The following is a 19,818-nucleotide window of genomic DNA, read 5'->3' as shown; positions in this document are numbered from 1 at the left end:
GCTAATCCGCGATGAACCAATAAAATACCTGAGGTAAACCCCAAAAGTACGCTCACCGCAATGACCTTCTCCATCGAATATTTCCTTATTTAGTTTTACTATTAATTAATAACTATAGCTAGGGCAAAGTGCCCCCACTTCTCGTTACAAAGAAAACGGGGTATATGTAACTTAAATAATAAGTGGTTACTCATTGTTAATGATATGCAACATTAAAACTCGGGGCAACCGCCTTTCATTTACACATAGCTCATTTTTGGACAGAAGCGTGTCAGTGACTTTCCTAAATTAGTAATCAATATATAAGAATCGGCACAAGCTCAAATGAAGAAGCGAGCACGTGGAATAACGATCCGAAATAGAGGTCAAGAGTTAGAGGTGTTAATCACAGAGTTAACTCAATCCCTACGAGGCTGGCAACACCACTTCAAACTCGCCACAAGTCAAAGTGCCATACAGCGCTAAGATGAGTGGATGCGGCGTCGTTTAAGATACTACCGCTTGAAGCAACACAAACGCAGGCACTGCCATAGCGACAAGGTGTAACAGAGCGAAGTGCGTGGAAGCTAGCAATGTCAGATAAAGGTTTATGGCGGTTGGCGTTAACGGCACCGGTAAATCATGCTATGCCACTCAAATGTTACGGTGAGATGGGTATGAGTCACTATATTAGGAGTCATACGGCTCACGCTTGTACGGTAGTGTGAGAGGATAGAGGCCAGAAGGCCTCCTCCTACTCGATTTAATTAGTACCGAACATCAATTCCGTTCGAGCATTCAATTTAAGAACTCTTGGAACCTCCGAGAATTCACCTTTATTTGCATAGTCCATTAGTACATTCATTTGATTCTTAGCCATCTGGCTTAGATTGTATGAGTTTAACCAATAGAAGGACGGCTGATACAAGTACATTCCTTCTTCGTCGGATTTAATTTTAGATACAGGGAATACATCAGGTAGAACTGTATGTACTACAATGAAATCACCCTTTTTAGGAACTACTTCTGAGTAAGAATTGTTGTTGTCTGCTCCATAGTAATATTGAGCCCAGTAAGATGTGTAAGCATAACAATCTTTTGATTCTTCATGACCTGAAGTTGCACCTGCCTTGTCTTTCATACTCTGATAGTCGTACTGAGAGGCACAGAGAGCGGTTTTATCATTATTTAGCGGTGCAACATATGTCAAAGGATAGATTCTATTCCAATTTATATCTTTACCATCCACTAAAGTTACAGGGTTGAACCCAGCATCTTTGTAGGCGTTAGAAGCAACTTGTAACTGAGCTGTATGAGCTTTATGTACGGCACTTTCTAACTCAAGAAGGCTCATGTCATTTTTAGGAACGATACTAATGAGAACATTCTTTTTGTATTTCTTTGTCATAGAAGACTTAGTAGCTTGCAAACCAATTAGTCGAGTAGTTGCTTGAAAAGGGTTGAATGCAGAGGTGAAAGTACCAGCAGCGACACCAACTTGAGTTGCACTTAAAAAGACATTGTGATTTTTGTTACTGAAGTCATCCAAATTGTTATATCTAGTTGGGCTTTGACGCGAATAAAGTGACATTACCTGCATGGCTTCGCTATGAGTGATGGTTTCTCCCTTTTTGGTATAGTTGAAGCTTTGAAAAGGGGCAGCGTACTCAAGGCCGCGCTCCGTTTGGGAAGAGGGGATTGTTACACAACCAGAGATTGTTGATAATGCGATTAACGTAAGTGTAGAGGCTTTTACTAATGATTTCATTTGCTTATGTTTATCCAATTTAAGGTTGTTTACATTATATGAATAATAAATATTTCAACACTGATCACCATCGCAAATTCTGAAGATATCGAGATGTTGTCTAAAACATTTAGGGGGAAAGATGAAGCAGCAGGTAAGGTTTTCTTACCTGTTGCTAGCGTGTTTCGGGGCAACGACGATTTACGAAACAACTTGTTTCGCATTTTTGCAAGACCCTCTTGCAAAATTTAGGTATTAAAATTTTTCCAACAGGCTGTTGGACAATTGGGACATGTAGGGGGTGTTGCAAACTCTGCAACTACTGAGGATTACTCGTACTTGTTCATTAGCTAATCCTATGGGTTTTACTGTGGCTCCTGAAACGTTTGGGGGCATAGGGAAGAGCGCCTGACGCTTGTATACATGTGTAACTTATCTAGAAACTAAATCCATCGTTCTCGTTGATTTCAAATGCTTCATGCTCAGGTTTTAATATACCACTGATCAAATCCCACCCGTAACATTCCACTTCAAACATTTTCGAGACTAAAAGAACTATCAAGTTGCGCTTTTAAAAGAAATGAGCCATTTGAGGGCGGCCGAGTTCCCCCCGAACTCGACCTGTTCCAGACGCGCAAGCAAAGGCGTTTGGTTTCTGGCGTACTCATAAATTAACCAATTTCAGTTTGTTGTGTAAATAATCAATAGTTTGGCAATTGATAGGTAGGTCGTATTTCGCGGTGCAAAAGCATAGAAATGAATGATGGCGAGTGTGATGCCTGAACTCAGGCAAGGAGGCTGGCGTATTAAAGGGAAAGGGCTGACACAATATGAAACATAGCTTGCTAGTTTATAATATCGTTAAATTTAAATTTGCAGGGATTTATAACTAGCTAGTGGAGTGTGCTAGTTTTAAGAGTTGGTCATCTTTTATTCTGGTGTTATGCACTGCTTTTGAATTTAAAGTTAGTTTTACTATCTGAATTATTATTTCTGACGGGATAAATGATTGTTTAATGTTGATTTGACAAGATCTTCAAGTATCCTTTATGTAAACAAAACGTTAAATATCGAAAGTAAATTAACAATCATTAAGGAGTCGATGATGTTACATGCTCACGAAAATACCCTACATATTACCCACCTCAGTAACCACGCAGTTGAGGAGTTGTCACCTTCATTCTCTAAGCTACCAAGTACAGAGCATGCGGATGGCCAGTTTCGATTGAGAAGGTACTCGGTGGTTCAATTCAGTAATGGACAAGTCGTTGAGCTAGACAAACATAACTTTGTTCAGTCTGAAAACATTAATCACTTTCAAGGTGATGTTGTTCGTCAGTTCGAGCCGATTGAAGCACCAATTCTAAGCAGCCAAGGCATGCAAGAGATGTGTGAACTGTTTATTGAAACCAACGGGCTTGAAGACGGACAAGAAATCGAAATCCATCAAATCCGCATCGCCGCCATTTTTGAAGAGACACAGGTTGCGCCTGAAGGCGTGCACCAAGATGGCTTCGACCACATCGCGTTAATTGGTGTGAACCGTCATAACATTGTTGGTGGCGAAATCATGCTGTACCAAGATTCACATGAAGCACCATTCTTTAGAAAAGTGTTAGGTGATGGCGAAGTGGCAATGCTTGCTGATAGTAAGCTTTGGCATAATGCACAACCGATTCGTACCATAGACCACGGCGAGATGGGCTACATGGATGTGTTTGTATTAACGGCTAAGGATGCGCGCAATGTCCTTCACTCTTAATGATGTGCGCCAACAGTTTAGCGCGTTAGGCCAATATCATAACGGCAAGCCTGTGACCTTTTTTGATGGTCCGGGTGGGTCTCAGGTGCCTGAGAATGTTTTAGCTTCAATGACGGAATACCTTGGGCATTTCAATTCAAACCTAGGTGGGCACTATTTTTCTAGCCAGAAAACGACAGGCTTGATGCAGCAAGCACGAGAGTCGGTGCAAGCGTTACTGAATGCTGAATCTTCTGGCAATGTTGTGTTTGGTGCCAACATGACCTCGCTGACGTTTCAGCTTAGCCGTGCGATCAGCCGCGATTGGAAAGAGGGCGATGAAGTTATCGTCACGGCGTTAGACCATTACTCAAATGTATCGAGCTGGCAGCAAGCGGCAGACGACAAAGGCGCGATTGTTCGCCAAGTTCGTGTAGACGAGTCGGATTGCAGCCTAGACATGGCGCACTTTGAGTCGCTGCTTAACGAGAAAACCAAGCTTGTCGCGGTGACATTTGCTTCGAACACGACAGGCTCTATTGTCGACATGGCAAAAGTTATTGAACTTGCACATCAGCATGGTGCGCAGGTTTATGTCGATGCCGTACATTACGCACCGCATCACTTGATCGATGTTCAGCAACTGAATTGTGATTTCTTAGCGTGCTCAGCTTATAAGTTCTTTGGCCCGCATGTGGGCATTGCTTATGTTGCACCTCAATGGCTACACACGTTAAAGCCTTACAAGGTAGAGCCTGCAACCAATATCGGCCCAGGCCGTTTTGAAACAGGTACGCAAAGCTTTGAAGGCCTTGCAGGTGTGATTGCGGCGGTAGATTACTTGGCGCAATTCGGTGAGCCAATCGACTCATTGCGTTCTCGTTTAGAGCAAAGCTACGCGCTTTATAATAAGCATGAAAGCCAGCTCAGTGAGTACTTCCTTAAACGCTTGTCTGATCTTGAAGGGGCAAAGCTTTACGGGAAAACAGAGTTTGATTCGAACCTAAGAACGCCAACCTTTGCGGTTACCTTTGAAAACCATTCTCCAGAGTTCATCGCCAAGAAGCTGGGTGAACATAATATCTGTGTGTGGAACGGACATTTCTACGCATTAGGTTTGGTGAAACAGTTGGGTATTGAAGAGCAGGGCGTGGTGCGTATTGGTTGTATGCATTACAACTCGATTGAAGAGATCGACTTGCTGTTCAATGTGCTTGAAGGGATCTTGCGAAGTAATTAGCGAGAAGCCATTAGCAAGAAGTAATTAATAAGAAGTCACTTGCCTTTGCTGTTTGTGCCTTTAGATCGAAAAAAGAGCATGCTTTTCTCAAGAGTATTGAGTAGGAAGCATGCTCTTTTTATTTGATTGAGCTTATTTGAACAACGCCAGTTATTCGAATAAGCCCTTGATTTAACTAAGACAGGTGCTTAACCAGAGTTGCACCTACAGCGTGCGCGCTGGTTGGGTTTTGGCCAGTAATCACTCGCTCATCAACAATCACAAGCTCTTGCCAAGGTTGAACCTTGTTGAAACGCGCTGCGCTGCGAGCAAGAGACTCTTCCAGTAGGAACGGAATGTCGTTGATGGTGCCAAAGTCGATCTCTTCTTCACGTGTAAAGCCAGTCACCGATTTAGAGCTTAGTAGCTTCTCGCCGTTGCTCAGAACAATCGGAAGCAGCGCCGCAGGGCCGTGACATACTGCCGCGACAATACCACCATCTTCATAATGCTTTGCCGCAATAGCAGCGAATTGCTCGTTGGTTGCTAGGTCTGAAAGCAAACCGAAACCACCTGGGTAGAAGATAGCGTCGTAGCTTTCTACGTTAATTTGGTTTACAGGAATCGTGTTATTGATACGGTTCTGGAAGTCATCATCAGCCAAGATCTCAGCGTTTACTGAATCCCCTTCAATATCGGTTCCGTACAATGGGCCTTTACCACCCTTGATAGACGCGATGTCGTACTCAAAACCCGCAGCAATGATCTCTTTGAGAGCATGAGTCAGTTCAGGCGCATAAGTACCATTCGCTTGATCTGTATCGCCTAGTGTTGCGTGGTTAGTTACAGGTATTAGTATTTTTTTCATGATTCGTCCCTTTGAGCTGCTGTTTTTTTTATTTAGGTGCTGACGCTTTTCGTTAAGCACTGAAGCTTTTCGTTAGGCGCTAGGTATCGCGTTGTTACTTAGCTATCGCCGCCTTGTTGTATCTAATACTAGTTCCAAACTGATTAGGTGATAATATGCCGAATAGGCAAAACATTATTGCTATATAGCAATAGTCAGATGTGAATTCGTTAGACGTTAACAGGTGAAGTATGGATAGCTTTGAAGGTATTAATGAGTTTGTTGCGGTAGCCGAATGTCACGGCTTTTCTGCAGCAGCAAAACAACTGGGTTGCAGTACCAGTCATGTAAGCCGCCAAGTCTCAAGGCTAGAAGAGAGAGTGGGTGTGGCACTGCTTGCTCGCTCTACACGAATGGTGAGCCTGACCGAATCGGGTCACACCTATTATCAGCAGTGTAGAGATTTGGTCATTGGGCTTCAGCAAGCGAACGAGCAAGTGACTTCTCAGCAGACTCAGCTTAGCGGTACTTTGCGTGTGAGTGCGGCAGGAGCCTTTGCAGAAAATCATGTCGCAGCGGCGATGATGGAGTTTGCTAAAGATCATCCTGAGCTCACCATAGAAATGAACTTCAATACTAAGATGGTGAACTTCATCGAAGATGGTATCGACTTTGCCATTCGTTATGGTCGATTAGACGATTCAGGGCTGGTGGCAAGAAAGTTGGTCGATCGTCCAATGGCGGCTGCAGCCAGTAAAGACTATATAGAGCAATTTGGTTCGCCTACTCATCCAGAGCAGTTAAAAATGCACAGCTGTATTATCGCCAACAGTGATCAGTGGCTATTTGAGAAAGAGGGCAAACCGTTAAATGCAGTGCGAGTACATGGACGCTGGCGCAGTAACAATTCGAGCGCAGTACTGAAAGCATGTGAAGAGGGGCTTGGCATCGTTTATCTTCCTAAAAGCAGTTTCAATGGCAGTCTTAGCAATGGAAAACTCGTCCCTGTGTTAGAAGAGTATTGGGGAGCGGGCACAAGCAGTTGGATTGTTTATCAGAACCGTCGTTTTCTTCCACAGAGAGCACGGTTAGCTATCGACTTCTTAGTCTCATATTTCTCTGATTGGAATGAATAGTTCGTAGGTTTAAAGAATAGTGCGCAGGTTTAAAAGAATAGCGAACAGGATTTGAAGTGGTTGGGAGCGGATTCTTTCATCAGTTCAAGGCCAAAAGTAGAAAAAGATAATGGTTACATTGGTATAGGTTATCTATTTCTGTTTTTTGACGCGAATAATGGGATTGAGATGCTTGTCTACTTTTACTAACTCGTGTTAGCAATTGAGTTGTAGAGAAGGCCGCAACAGTACGATATACTAGATGGCATATTAATGTCCCTAGCGCGTGATAGATTGTGTGGAAGCGTTGGCAGGATGTGTTGTTATGCTCCAGTTTATGAAGTGTAGCTAGAGTGCGGAGTTGGCAATGTCTTCAATAAATTTCGAATCCACGTACGGTGTAATAACTATTCAAGATATGAATGTAGTGAGTGTTGACGCTAACTATGCTCGCATCTATGGATACCAATCGCCCGAAGAACTACTTTCTAATATCGATAGCTTTCTAGATCTAATCTCAGAAGATTATCATGTTCTCGCCTATCAAAATTACCTTGAAACGGTCAGTGGTCAACGCGACCCTCAGGTTCACACCTATACCAATGTTGATCGCAATGGCAGAGAGTTCACCGTGTTTTCTATCGACCATGTGACGGAGTGGCAGGGAAGACCTGCACTGCAAGTCACAGTGATCGATCTTTCCCCTGCGATTCAGCTGCAAAATGCGGTGCGTGAGCAAGATAAGATGTATCACGACATGATCATGCAATCTGGGCAGGGCATCTTGGTTCACCGAGATTTCAAGCCGCTGATGGTTAATCAATCTTGGGTCAACATGCAAGGCGCGGCTTCCATCGAGCAAGTATTAGAGCTGGACTCTATCCTTGAACTGGTACCAAAACAGAATGCCGATGGCATCAGCAAGCACTATCACGCGATCGTATCAGGGGAGTTGTCAGGTACTAGTACCGTGGTTGAAAACATTGGCTTTGACGGCGTTCATCGGTTCTTCAATATTTACGACAATGCGATTACTTGGAAAGGTCAGCCAGCCGTTCAGGTTGTGCTCGAAGATGTGACTCAAAAGGTGATGCTGGAAAAGCAGTTGGTACACCAAGCGAATTACGATGAAATGACGGATTTGCTTAACCGTAGGGCGATTTATGAGTGGCTGAGAGAGCACCTTGTCTCTGAGACTCACTTAGTGTGTATGCTGCTTGATATCGATGACTTCAAATCGATCAATGATACCTACGGGCACATGGTGGGTGACGAGGTAATTTGCGCATTGGCTGATATTACTAAGCGTAATGTTGAGGCTGTGGGCGGTGTCGCAGGTCGATGGGGCGGTGAAGAGTTCATTGTATTTATCCCTAATGCGTCGCCTCAGATTTCGCGTCAAGTGTCTGATCAGATCCGAGAGCAGTTTAATCAAACCGAATTTAAGATTGATGAACAGTTACGATTTAATTCGAGTGTCAGTATCGGAATCAGTGATAGCCAAGCCTGTGAAGACGGTGTCACGATTGATGCACTCGTGAATTTAACCGATCAATCTCTCTATCGCGCGAAAGCCAACGGCAAGAATTGTGTAGACGGAGATGTGGTTGCGCTCTAACGCCTAAAATCGTCATCGAAAGCGAATAGGATCGACAACGAAAAATGCCCTCAAGTCATCACTTGAGGGCATTTTATTTTTTGGCTATTCACTAAGCGCTTCTAACTATAAGAAACGTTTAAGTTCTACAAGTTATGCAGACACTTCCACTTCGTAAGAACCAAATTTACGGATGTTAATCACACCTGTATCTAGGATAAGGTATTGGCCTTTAATGCCTTGAAGTACGCCTGTCACTTCAGGATTCTTATCAAAGTTGTGCGATACAATCTTCACTGGGTGCTGCTCAACCGGGTAGCTCAGTGAAGTGATGTTTTCGCTCAGAATCTCGATTGCATCGTCACCAAACCTTGCTCTGATCTCTTGGATTTTATCCTCAACCAATGGCAATAGTTCTTTGGCTTTTTCTACCAACTCCATATCGTCGCCATCGCCTTTTAGCAGCGTGCGCCAGTTGGTTTTGTCAGCAATGTGCTTCGCTAACTCAACTTCGATCAGGCCAGAGATCTGACGTGTTTTTACCTTCAAGATAGGCAAACCTTGAGTCGCGCCTTGGTCAATCCAACGGGTAGGGATTTGAGTATGACGAGTGATACCCACCTTTAGGCTTGATGTGTTTGATAGGTAAACGAAGTGATCAACCATGCAGTTCTCTTCACCCCATTGAGGCTCGCGACACGTGCCTTCATCGTAGTGACAAGTCTCTGGCTTCATGATGCACATGTCGCAGCTTGCTAGCTTTTTCATGCACACAAAACAGTGGCCTTGAGAGTAGCTCTTCTTAGTTTTCTTACCACATGAGCAGCAAAAAATATTGCCGGTGTGAGTGAGGTTGATGGTTTTACCAATCAGAGGGTTTAGCTCTACAAACTCTTCGCCTACAGGCAAACGGTAGGTAACCGCGCCATCAAGGGAAGCACTCATCTTTCTGAGTGTTCCTTTTGCTAATAAAGACATGACATTACTCGTTGTATTTTGATTATTATTTCGTCGACTCGATTGCGCTGTGAGCAGGCAGTACGGTTAACGATGATTATGCGATGAGTATAACAAATAGAGCCTGTTTTTATACGCAATATTACTTGATTCTCGCCGTGAATAATTAACGGCAAATACATGCATAAAAATATAGTATGACATTTTGTTCGGGCGTGATATAACGTTTTTTAGTGATTTATTGGTATTAAGATCACTAATTTACCTGATTTGTTTTTTATCGTGAAATCCCAACTATAGGGATCTTAAGCCGGAAGCTTAGACGTGAAGTGGATCCATAAGATTGTTATCTTTCTCGTTATCGCAACGCTTGCCATTGTGCAGTATTACCGTGTGAGCGGAAATCGTGTGATAACAGCAATAACCCCTGATAAATATGAATTTATCGCGACCAGCGATCGAGTTGATAGGGGCGTCAGTACATCCCAATTATCATACGAAAATGGGCAGTATATTCTCGACTGTGAACTTAAAGAGTCGGAGTATCCTTGGCCTTATTGCGGCCTATCGATTCGTATCAATCCAGACATTACCGAAGGCCTTGATCTCTCCCAGTATCACACCTTTAGAGTGAATATTGATTACCATGCGGAAGCGGACTCTCGTGGCCGTTTGAGAACTTACCTACGCAACTACAATCCTGCTTATTCTGTTCCCGATGACGAGTACACACATAAGTACAACGGGATGGAGTTTTCTCCAGGAGTCGATGGTGGTGTGATTGAAATCCCGATCAAAAATCTGCAAGTGATGACATGGTGGCTGGCTGACAACGACATTGCGTTAGAGCATTCGGCCCCTGAATTTTCGAATGTGAATATGGTTGAGTTTGCTACTGCGTCTGGAGCGAAACTCGGTCACCACAGAATCGTCATCCGCAGTATTGAGTTCGAAGGTTCGTATATCACCGCAGAAAGCTTGTTCATGATCCTACTGTTTGTGTGGGTGGGGACGGGCACCGTATTCTTGCTGTCAGAGTTAAACCGTTCAAGAAAACGCATGGTGATCGCAGAGAAAAGACATCACCACTTAAAGAACGTCAATCGCGCACTGAGAGAACAGAATTTTGAATTTTCAGAGATGGCCCATCGTGATGAGTTAACCGGAATACTAAACCGCCACGCGATTCGTGATTGGTTGAAAATGCAGTCACAACATGTGAAGCAAGGACATGGCAAGCTGGGTATGTTGTATCTCGATATCGACTACTTCAAGAGTGTAAATGACAAGTACGGACATCAAATGGGTGACCATATTTTACGCGAGTTCAGCATGGTGGTGGGCAGTTCGATCAGCGCTACCGACAAGTTGGTGAGATGGGGTGGTGAAGAGTTCATTGTTTTTTGCCCTGAGACCGAAGCCGGAGAGGCGCAGATAAAAGCTGAACGCATTCGATTATTGGTTAGCCAGCACCTTTGGGTTCATGGCGATCCGCTGACATGCAGTATCGGTGTTGCCGAGATGAAGCAAGAGCGAGTGACAGAGACCATTGCTCGCGCTGATGAAGCTTTATATCAAGCAAAGCATTCAGGTCGAAACCAGGTGATCTTGAGTCACTAATCTGAAAATTGTTTTGATGAGTTTATAAGCCACACGTGCATATGTGACGTGTGGCGTTTTTATGGTTCTTCTCCCAAAAGCCAAAACAAAAAAGGTGGCGCGGGGCCACCAAAAGGGAAAGCGTTTCTTGTTTTTATATGCCCGTTCAGTGCTTGCTTACGCTGAACGGGCATTTTTGTCTTGGTTGAACCGGGGGAAGTTCAACCAGTTTAGGGGAGCATTCCTGTAAGCATGCGCTTATAGAACGTTAGTGTTTACCAGAAGATCCAAGCGAACAGAGTCAGAACTAGGATACAAACTAGGTTCAACACCATACCGATTCGCATCATCTCTTTCTGCTTGATGTGACCCGAGCCAAACACGATTGCGTTTGGTGGTGTTGCAACAGGAAGCATGAAGGCACAAGATGCAGCGACAGCGATCAGAGCAGACAAGATAACTGGCGACATACCAAGTGCTTCAGCGATGGTTGCGAATACTGGCACCAGAAGTGCTGCACTCGCTGTGTTACTCGCAAATTCCGTTAGGAATACCACGAACGCTACCACGGCTAGAATCGTAAGCAGTACGCCAGCTGTTTCTAAAAATCCGCTTAGTGAGTGTGCTAGGAATACGCTGGTTCCTGTCGCTTTCAGAATGTTACTTAAACAGATACCGCCACCGAACAGGATAAGAACACCCCAGTCCGTTGTCTTCTCGACGTCTTTCCATTCCACCGCTCTAGAAGCGCCAAGCAGTACAATTGCGCCAATCGCTACCAAGCTATCAAATTTAGAGAATCCGCCAATCATTGCGTTGATTGGTTTACCGAATATCCAAAGCGTTACGGTTAGAAGGAAGATAGACAGTGTGATTTTCTTGCTGTTTGTCCATTCAACTGGGGCATGGTCTAGCTCGAATTTGTGGTCAAGCTTCGGCTTAGTCATCACGTAAAGAATAATCATCGCGATTGGCAGTAAGATCATTGAGATTGGTAGGCCAAGTGCCATCCACTCTGTGAAGCTCAAGCCAACTTCTGCCGCCGCAATTGCGTTCGGTGGGCTACCCACTAAGGTTGCGATACCACCAATCGATGCACAGTAAGCGATACCCAGCAGTACGAACACGTACGTGTTGCGGTCTTCACTTTGGTCAACCTTGTTCATGATGCCAAGAACAAGAGGAAGCATCATTGCTGTGGTGGCTGTGTTTGAGATCCACATTGATAGACCCGCACTCACACCGAACAACATGAACACAGCGACCGACATTCTGCCTTTTGCTATCAGCAGCACTTTGTCAGCTATCGCTTTATCTAGCTCTTGCTTGTTCAGTGCAGCTGCTAATGCGAAGCCACCCATGAATAAGAAGATGATCGGGTTTGAAAAGTTAGCCAGCGCTGCGGGCGTATTGAACACACCAAACAAGACAGCCAAGAGTGGAACGAGCAGAGCGGTGATGCTGACATGAATAGCTTCGGTTAACCATAGAACCGCAACGAACACGAGAATACTCAAACCAGTATTGACTTGTGATTCGAAAGGAAGGGTGTTGAGCAAGAGTGCGAATAGCGTGAAATTACCAATTAATATCATGCTGTTGCGGGTGAACAACCAGTGTTTCAGTGTAGTAACAAGTGCCGTCATAAGACGCTCCTTTTGTTATCCTCGTTTTATTGGTGCACGACTTCATTGAGTCGTGCTTATTATTTTCGAGGTATATAGCTTGATGTAGGGTCAGACTTTGTTGGGAGAATGTTACTTAAGTTAATAAAGGCGTGTTGGTGTGTTTTTGTGTAACAGTGGGGAAATGTGAGGCAACAAATTCAAAATGTGTAGTTTTCTACACATCTGTCTCTGCTGGGTCTGCAATAGGGTTTGTTGTAGGATCTACAACAGGGTTTACAGAGGGGTCAGTCATAGGGTTTGGAATCGGAAATGATTCCGGTTTTGGACTCGATTGAATGGGCTCTTTAGGTCCAAGGAACTTTGGCGTTGTCCCCATAATATACAAATCTAAGAAGGCTTTGGTACGCGCAAAAACTTCACGCAAACGGATAGAGGTGCCTGAATGATGAGTAGGGCCTGAAACCGCTAAACATTGTGCATGAATATCGTAAGAATTAGCGATAAATAGTGCTCTTTCACAGTGGAATTTCTGAGTAATGATCAGGAAGTTGTCGGTGTCGAAGATCTTTTTAGCGCGAACAATCGAGTCTAAGGTTCTAAAGCCTGCGTAATCGAGGTTAATGCGTTCATCGGGTACACCCGCTTTCAGCAAGTCGCGTTTCATCGTCCACGGCTCATTGTAAGAGCGATGAGCGTTATCACCACTTAACAGAAACTGGTCGACTTTTTCACGGTCGAACAGCTCAATCGCGGCTTCGATTCGGTGCTTATAATAGTCGTTGAGTGTTCGACCCAAATATTTGCTCGTGCCAAGCACAACGGCGACCTCAAGCTCGGGCACTTCATCTATATCGTAGATGATGCGATCTTCCGCTTGCCATGAAACCCAATAATCGATCGCAATAACCGCAGCGCTGCCTACTAAGAACACGAGGAAAGCGCCAAACAGAAAACCTTGCAGTTTTTTGTAAGCTTTTTTTATGTAGCTACGGATAATGTGAGAATCAAATTTCACTCTCGGTATGGTCCTTTCACTGAGCATTAATTTTTGAGTGCTCGATAATACCAAATAAAAATGAGAAAAATCAGTTAAAAAGACAAGACAGTTTAAAGAAAAAAGCCCCTGCAATTGCAGAGGCTCATATAAGAGTCGTTAACGCTCTTTATTCCAAGCGCAGTACGCTTTATTAGAATGCCGTGCGCTTGTAGCGACGGTAAACTGGCTGCCAGAAGTGCTGGTCAATCGCTTGTTGCAGTGCTTCTTCAGTGATCTCTAGAGCAACGCCCTGTTCAATCGCCTTTTTACCTACCGCAAGAGCAATTTTCTTAGATACCGTGTGGATCTCTTCCAATGGTGGAAGTAGAGCACCTGTGCCATTGATTGCTAGTGGAGAACACGTAGCAAGTGCACGGCTTGATTCCATTAGCATTTCGTCAGTGATGCGTGAAGCATTCACAGCCAATACACCAAGGCCAATACCTGGGAAGATGTAGCTGTTGTTACACTGAGCGATTGGGTAAGTTGTGCCGTTGTGAACGACTGGCTCAAATGGGCTACCTGTCGCAACAAGTGCTTGGCCATCAGTCCAACGAATAATGTCGTTTGGCGTCGCTTCAACACGGCTTGTTGGGTTCGACAGTGGGAACACGATAGGGCGTTCACTGTGTAGGTTCATCTCTTTGATGACTTCTTTGCTGAATAGACCTGGAGCACCAGACACACCAACCAATACGGTTGGTTTCGCGTGGCGAACTACGTCTAGTAGAGAGAAACCAGTGCCATCGCTTTCCCAGTCTTTGGTGTTTTCGTTGGTTTGAACCAGACGCTGTTGGAAATCAAGCAGGTTTTGCATGCCTTCTTGTAGCAGACCCCAACGGTCAACCATGTAAACTTGAGAGCGAGCTTGTGCATCGCTGATACCTTCAGACACCATTTGGGCAATGATAGCTTCAGCAATACCACAACCTGCAGAACCCGCACCTAAGAAGGTGATACGCTGATCTGACAGTTTGCTGTTTGCTGCTTTACATGCTGCAAGTAGAGAACCAACCGTTACGGCTGCTGTGCCTTGGATGTCATCGTTGAAACAACAGAGGCGATCTTTGTAACGCTCAAGCAGTGGCATTGCGTTCTTTTGTGCGAAATCTTCGAACTGAACTAGTGCATCAGGCCAACGGCGTTGAACCGCTTGGATGAACTCTTCAACAAATGCATCGTAGTCAGCACCTGTGATACGAGGGTGACGCCAGCCCATGTACATTGGGTCTGCAAGACGTTGAGGGTTGTTTGTACCCACATCGAGCACGATAGGTAGCATGTAAGCTGGGCTGATACCGCCACAAGCTGTGTACAGTGCTAGCTTACCAATTGGAATACCCATGCCACCGATACCTTGGTCTCCCAAACCAAGAATACGCTCACCATCCGTAACCACGATAACTTTAACGTTGTGGTTTGTCGCATTGTTCAGTAGGTCATCGATACGATCGCGGTTCGGGTATGAGATAAACAGACCACGGCCACGACGGTAAATATTTGAGAAGTTCTCACATGCTGCGCCAACCGTTGGCGTGTAAATGATAGGCATCATTTCAGAAATGTGGTTTTGAACTAAACGATAAAAAAGTGTTTCATTAGTGTCTTGGATGTTACGAAGGTAGATATGCTTATCCATATCACTTTCGAAGTTACAATATTGCTTGTATGCACGTCCTACTTGCTCTTGGATTGTTTCGGTCGTTTCCGGTAACAAGCCTTCAAGGTTGAAAGAACTGCGCTCTTCAGCAGAGAATGCGCTGCCTTTGTTTAGAAGAGGTGTACTTAGTAGAGCAGGACCAGCATAAGGGATATATAGAGGGCGTTTATCGTTGTTCATTGGATGCCTAATATGGGAGAAAGGGTAACTAAAAAATGATAACGGTTTAGTTATTCAATTGTAAATAGTTTCTCCGCGATCTGAGCAAACAAAATGATATTCTTACCTCTGTCCCACACTTATCGAATTTCAACACGATAATTCGTTATACTTTGCTCACACTTTTTCGCTACTCGCCATTTTATGTCATTACTTCCCATCGATGCTTATCAAAACGTATTCCACGAACAAATCGCTAATTCTCACCTTGTCGTAGAGGCGGAAACCGGATCAGGTAAATCAACGCGCCTGCCACTTTGGGCCTCTCAATATGGACGAGTGTTAGTGGTGGAGCCAAGACGCATCGCGTGTACATCACTGGCTAAATATCTCGCGCAGCGATCAGGCGAGAAGTTGGGTAGCAAAGTGGGCTATGCGATTAAGCTTGAGTCGGAATACAACGAGCAAACTAACGTTGTTTTTGTGACGCCCGGTATCGCGCTGCGTTGGTTATCAGAAGATGGATTAGCTAGTTTTGATGTGATCGTGGTGGATGAGTTTCACGAGAGGCGCTGGGACATTGATCTGCTGGTGGCGATTCTGAAACAAAAAGCGAGCCATCGTTTGGTGATCACTTCAGCAACCATTGAGGGTGAACGCCTTGCTCATTATTTGGATGCGAATCGCATAAGCTGTGAAGGGAGAACCTATCAAGTTGAGATTGAGCACAGAGCGAATGAATCCAGAACACTGCCTGATATCCGACATCTAGAGCAGCGTATCGTGGAAGAAGTTAATCATCAGTTGATCGCTTCTTCTGGCGATATGTTGGTTTTTCTACCGGGTAAAAAAGAGATCGTGCAATGCGAACAAGCCTTAGCGAAAAATCCAGATATCCAAGTTGTTAAATTGCATGCGTCGGTCAGTGATACAGAGCGAGATTCAGCGTTATCGGGTCGGAATATCCATACTGAAGGTAATGGTTTGAGAAAGGTCATCCTTGCGACTAACGTTGCAGAAACCTCATTAACCATTCCTGACATTGGCGTGGTGATAGATTCAGGATTAGAGAGACGCACCGTTCAGCGTAATGGCAGAACCACACTGATGCTTAAATCCATATCACGAGCGAGTGCCAAACAACGAGCTGGCCGCGCGGGTAGGGTAATGGACGGCGTTTGTGTGCGTCTATATGGAGAGCATGCGGCGTTAGAGTTAGTCACACCGCCTGAATTGCAGCGTGAAGAGCTGACCGAACCTATGTTGGCCGCAGCATGTTGTGGATCTCCGCTTGAGAGCTTGTCCTTCCTTGACCCTATTCCAGAGAAATCACTCAACAGTGCAACTCAAACCTTGCTGACGATGGAAGCGATTAACGCCGACCATCAAGTTACCGAGCATGGTAAAAAGCTGTATCCGTTGCCGATTGATGCTTTGTATGCCGATATCGTTACTCGAATCAAAACCAAAGCATTAAAAGAGGCGATGGTTGATCTCACTGCGGCGCTGTCCGTTCCTGCTCGCTTGTATCAGTTACCAAACAATGCAGAACATCTTGAAGCGCTCGCGCAACAAGAGAAGGAAGGGTGTGATTTAAGCCTGTTGATTCAGATTGTGCGCGGTCGAGAATATCCGCATTTAGACATCGACCAACAGGCTCTGAATGAAGCTCAAGGATTGGCGAAGCAAATGCGGGAGGTATTTGAACTTCCTCAGCTAGAAGTCGCGTCACGTTTCCAACGCATTGAATTGCTCAAGACCATTGTGAATCTGCATCCTGAACTGGTGTTTGTGCGCCGACTGAAAAGGAAAGAAGCCTTTGCCAATGGTGTTTTAGAAGTGGTGCTCGGTCGTCAGAACCGTTTCCCTGATAATGCACAAGCGATGTTGGTGTTGGATACTCACAGCTTGCCGGGAAGAGGCGTTAAGCAAACACTGACCTTAGCGACGGTCACGACACCCATTCCTCTTGAGCTTCTCATTGATGCTGAACTAGGAGAGTGGGAGCAAGGCGAAACCGTTGTGAATGATGATGGTGTTTTTACCGAGATGGCATTGGTGTACGCAGGCCGCACGATTACAACCAAACTCGTCGCCGCTGAAGGGCAACTATCGTTAAAACCTATCGTCGACCTTGTGTTAAATGGAGAGCAGCTTCCCGGTTTTGCAAAGGCTCGCACTCAAGAAATCAAACACTGGCAGTTGTATGTGAAACTTGGTCTCGATGAACAAACTAAATACACACCAGAAATTGAGAACATTAACTTTGAGCTATGGTTTATAGAGCAGCTTGAAGTACTAGGTGTTACTGATGTCAGCGAATTGGAAATGTTCGATCATGCAGACATACCGTTCGATGGCATTCCAACTTGGCTCTACTCAGAATTTTCGGAAAAATACCCGTTTGCATTGAGCCTTGCCGACTTGCAACTCGATGTTGAATACTTGCCCGCAAGAAAGCTGATTTACGTCCATTATCAGTCGGGTAGCCGAAAGTTATCGCCAAAACGTTGGGAGCTACCGACATGGTCTGGTTGGCGTATTCAGTTCAAAAAAGCGAGTCGAATAATTGATATCAAATAGATGGATAAGTTTTATCTCTAAAATATTAATCAAATAGATGCATATATGATTTTTCAGTGCTTATTTTGTTACAAGTTTGATTTTTATATGCCTTTTTAACCAATCAAAAGGTCATAAAAGACTATTCTTCTATATCCTATTGCTATAAAGAAAGAGTTGATAGATATTGAGTATATTGTGTTGCCAAAGTGTCGGGGGACATCATGGATAAACAGGAAGAGACGCGTGTAGAGTTCGATTACACAACATTTCTTGGCGCCTCATGCAGTAAAAAATGGACTTTTCTGGAAGCACTCACCACAATTGCGCCAGTGTTCAGTACCGTCTGGCGAGATAGCATTAAAGAGTTGGGCACCCCAGAGGATCGTTTATGGCAGATGGCATTGAAATCAATGTCGACGCGTAAAAGTGATGAGTCGAACATTGTTACCTTACTCAAGCTCGCTAAGCTGGAAGGGATCAATGAGCTCAAAGTGGTGATGCCATATTCACTTGAAGAAGAGCAGATCGAGTATATTGAATCGCGCAGTCATTTAGTGATTGCGGGTAATTCTGGAGAAGAGTTCACGATTAAGCTGTAACTTCAGCTCGCCTATAATCTCTCTCGAGGAATAGTAAAAACGTACACGTAAAAAGGGCCTCAAATATTGAGGCCCTTTTAGTATCTAAAACTTGAGTCTACGAGCTTATTAGCTTTCGAGCTTTTTATTTTGAGATTAAGCGATTAAGCAATTAGCAATTAAGCGACTAGTCGATTAGACCATAGTCAGCGCGCAGTACATCGATGATCTCTTGCTTAGGATTTTCGCTCAGTACGATCTCCGCACCTGTGATTTTCGCTGCGATATCAAGGTAAGTGCGAGACAGAGACATTAGAGAATCCAGTGGAAGTTCATTGTCACGAGCCAATGCTTCACGTTCTGGCATACGCTCTTTATTCAAAAGAATGTCGGCATCAGGGAAGTAGTTAAGCAAGAACTGACGGAAGCCTTCTTTTGAATTCTCAACGATGTTGCCGTTGTTATATTCCTGAGTATCCCAAATGCGAGATGAATCTGGAGTACCGACTTCGTCCATGTAGATAAGCTTTTCTTTGCCTTGAGCATCGTTGACGTAGCCAAACTCAAATTTGGTATCAACAAAGATTTGGTCTACTTTTGCTAGCGCTTGGCTGATTACGTTGAAGCCTTCTTTAAGAAGTTTTTCGTAATGCGCGATGTCGCTTGCTTGAGTAAAGTTGAATGCTGCGAAGTTATCTTCGATGTTGTTGCGTGTGATGTTCACATCGTCAGCTTCTGGAACGCCAGGAATACCTTTCAGAATCCCTTTTGTTGAAGGCGTGATCAGTAGCTCAGGCAACTTCTTGTCTTTCTCAAGGCCTTCAGGCATCTCGATACCACAGAATTCACGTTCGCCGTTTGCGTATGCACGCCACATTGAACCAGTGATGTATTGACGACAAATCGCTTCGATCATGACTGGGCGAGCTTTTTGTACAATCCATACGAACGGGTGAGGGATATCAAGAATATGACTGTCAGCAAGTCCGTTGTCTTTAAACAATTTGAACCAGTGGTTAGAGATAGCATTCAGAGCCGCTCCCTTACCTGGAACACCTTTAAGATTCCCTTCACCACGCCAGATACAATCAAATGCAGAGATACGGTCACTGATCACCATGATTGCTAAAGGCGCATCTGGTGCTACATCGTAGCCTTTCTCTTTAATTAGTCGTTGGCTATCTTCTTCAGTTAACCAGTAGACCGAACGAACCTTGCCACTGTGGACAGGTTTATCAGTACGGATTGGTAGGTCATCATTTACGGCAAGAACTTGATCAGCAAGGCTCATTTAGACATTCCTATCTTTTATCAAACGTCATACAGAGAAGTGCGGTGTGCACATGATTAGACGGGCATTATACCCAATCTACTATTTGCTTCCAGAGAAA

General features: G+C 44.5%; 15 protein-coding genes. 8 read left to right on the top strand and 7 right to left on the bottom strand.

The features are described 5' to 3' along the window. The first annotated feature begins 324 nt into the window (after positions 1–324). On the top strand, positions 325–465 hold the full coding sequence (locus tag AB4274_RS13470) for a group II intron maturase-specific domain-containing protein (protein WP_372112270.1): 141 nt from the start codon (positions 325–327) through the stop codon (positions 463–465). 277 nt (positions 466–742) lie between these two features. Here the strand turns inward: AB4274_RS13470 and AB4274_RS13465 are convergent, their stop codons facing one another. Continuing rightward, on the bottom strand, positions 743–1,747 hold the full coding sequence (locus AB4274_RS13465; RefSeq protein WP_372112268.1) for a hypothetical protein: 1,005 nt from the start codon (positions 1,745–1,747) through the stop codon (positions 743–745). 1,084 nt (positions 1,748–2,831) lie between these two features. Between AB4274_RS13465 and AB4274_RS13460 the strand changes: the two genes are divergently transcribed. Together AB4274_RS13460 and AB4274_RS13455 are read left to right on the top strand one after the other, a co-directional pair. After that, positions 2,832–3,488 carry a 2OG-Fe dioxygenase family protein gene (locus tag AB4274_RS13460; protein WP_372112266.1) on the top strand — a complete coding sequence of 219 codons (657 nt, stop codon included), beginning with the start codon at positions 2,832–2,834 and terminating at the stop codon, positions 3,486–3,488. Further along, positions 3,472–4,707: a cysteine desulfurase-like protein gene (locus AB4274_RS13455; protein WP_372112264.1), complete on the top strand. Its 1,236-nt coding sequence runs from the start codon at positions 3,472–3,474 to the stop codon at positions 4,705–4,707. Before AB4274_RS13460 ends, AB4274_RS13455 begins: the two co-directional genes overlap by 17 nt. Positions 4,708–4,882: 175 nt before the next feature. On the opposite strand, the gene AB4274_RS13450 is transcribed toward AB4274_RS13455, so the two are convergent. Next, on the bottom strand, positions 4,883–5,554 hold the full coding sequence (locus tag AB4274_RS13450) for a type 1 glutamine amidotransferase domain-containing protein (RefSeq protein ID WP_372112262.1): 672 nt from the start codon (positions 5,552–5,554) through the stop codon (positions 4,883–4,885). Between the two features lie 230 nt (positions 5,555–5,784). On the opposite strand from AB4274_RS13450, the gene AB4274_RS13445 reads away from it, so the two are divergent. Beyond that, complete coding sequence (locus tag AB4274_RS13445; protein ID WP_017059758.1) at positions 5,785–6,669, top strand: LysR family transcriptional regulator; 885 nt, start codon at positions 5,785–5,787, stop codon at positions 6,667–6,669. A gap of 346 nt (positions 6,670–7,015) precedes the next feature. Beyond that, positions 7,016–8,266 (top strand): sensor domain-containing diguanylate cyclase, encoded by a 1,251-nt coding sequence (locus AB4274_RS13440; RefSeq protein ID WP_017059759.1) that lies wholly within the window; start codon positions 7,016–7,018, stop codon positions 8,264–8,266. 132 nt (positions 8,267–8,398) lie between these two features. Here AB4274_RS13440 and AB4274_RS13435 read toward each other — a convergent pair whose 3' ends face one another. After that, positions 8,399–9,223, bottom strand: a complete 825-nt coding sequence (locus AB4274_RS13435) for a DUF2797 domain-containing protein (protein ID WP_029235452.1) — start codon at positions 9,221–9,223, stop codon at positions 8,399–8,401. Between the two features lie 303 nt (positions 9,224–9,526). Between AB4274_RS13435 and AB4274_RS13430 the strand changes: the two genes are divergently transcribed. Next, the gene (locus AB4274_RS13430; protein WP_102393412.1) at positions 9,527–10,822 is read left to right on the top strand and encodes a GGDEF domain-containing protein; all 1,296 of its coding nucleotides are present in this window, start codon (positions 9,527–9,529) and stop codon (positions 10,820–10,822) included. 254 nt (positions 10,823–11,076) lie between these two features. Here AB4274_RS13430 and AB4274_RS13425 read toward each other — a convergent pair whose 3' ends face one another. The 3 genes from AB4274_RS13425 to AB4274_RS13415 all read right to left on the bottom strand — a co-directional run bounded on the left by AB4274_RS13425 (position 11,077) and on the right by AB4274_RS13415 (position 15,305). Then, positions 11,077–12,447 carry a DASS family sodium-coupled anion symporter gene (locus AB4274_RS13425; protein ID WP_017059762.1) on the bottom strand — a complete coding sequence of 457 codons (1,371 nt, stop codon included), beginning with the start codon at positions 12,445–12,447 and terminating at the stop codon, positions 11,077–11,079. Positions 12,448–12,643: 196 nt separating this feature from the next. Further along, the gene (locus AB4274_RS13420) at positions 12,644–13,444 is read right to left on the bottom strand and encodes a vancomycin high temperature exclusion protein (protein WP_017063589.1); all 801 of its coding nucleotides are present in this window, start codon (positions 13,442–13,444) and stop codon (positions 12,644–12,646) included. A 172-nt stretch (positions 13,445–13,616) separates the two neighbouring features. Next, positions 13,617–15,305, bottom strand: a complete 1,689-nt coding sequence (locus AB4274_RS13415; protein ID WP_372083855.1) for an NAD-dependent malic enzyme — start codon at positions 15,303–15,305, stop codon at positions 13,617–13,619. Positions 15,306–15,488: 183 nt separating this feature from the next. On the opposite strand from AB4274_RS13415, the gene AB4274_RS13410 reads away from it, so the two are divergent. Then, entirely contained in the window at positions 15,489–17,867 is a 2,379-nt protein-coding gene (locus tag AB4274_RS13410) for a helicase-related protein (RefSeq protein WP_372112259.1), read from the top strand. A gap of 203 nt (positions 17,868–18,070) precedes the next feature. Continuing rightward, positions 18,071–18,448, top strand: coding sequence for a hypothetical protein (locus AB4274_RS13405; protein WP_017059766.1), 378 nt, complete (start codon positions 18,071–18,073; stop codon positions 18,446–18,448). A 166-nt stretch (positions 18,449–18,614) separates the two neighbouring features. Here the strand turns inward: AB4274_RS13405 and AB4274_RS13400 are convergent, their stop codons facing one another. Continuing rightward, the gene (locus AB4274_RS13400; RefSeq protein ID WP_102428047.1) at positions 18,615–19,718 is read right to left on the bottom strand and encodes a phosphoribosylaminoimidazolesuccinocarboxamide synthase; all 1,104 of its coding nucleotides are present in this window, start codon (positions 19,716–19,718) and stop codon (positions 18,615–18,617) included. Positions 19,719–19,818 lie beyond the last annotated feature (100 nt).

The organism is Vibrio sp. 10N.261.55.A10, from assembly GCF_041470825.1.
Lineage (GTDB): Bacteria > Pseudomonadota > Gammaproteobacteria > Enterobacterales > Vibrionaceae > Vibrio > Vibrio crassostreae_C.
Note: the sequence above shows the minus strand (reverse complement) of the source record. Positions and strands in the feature narration are given on the sequence as shown.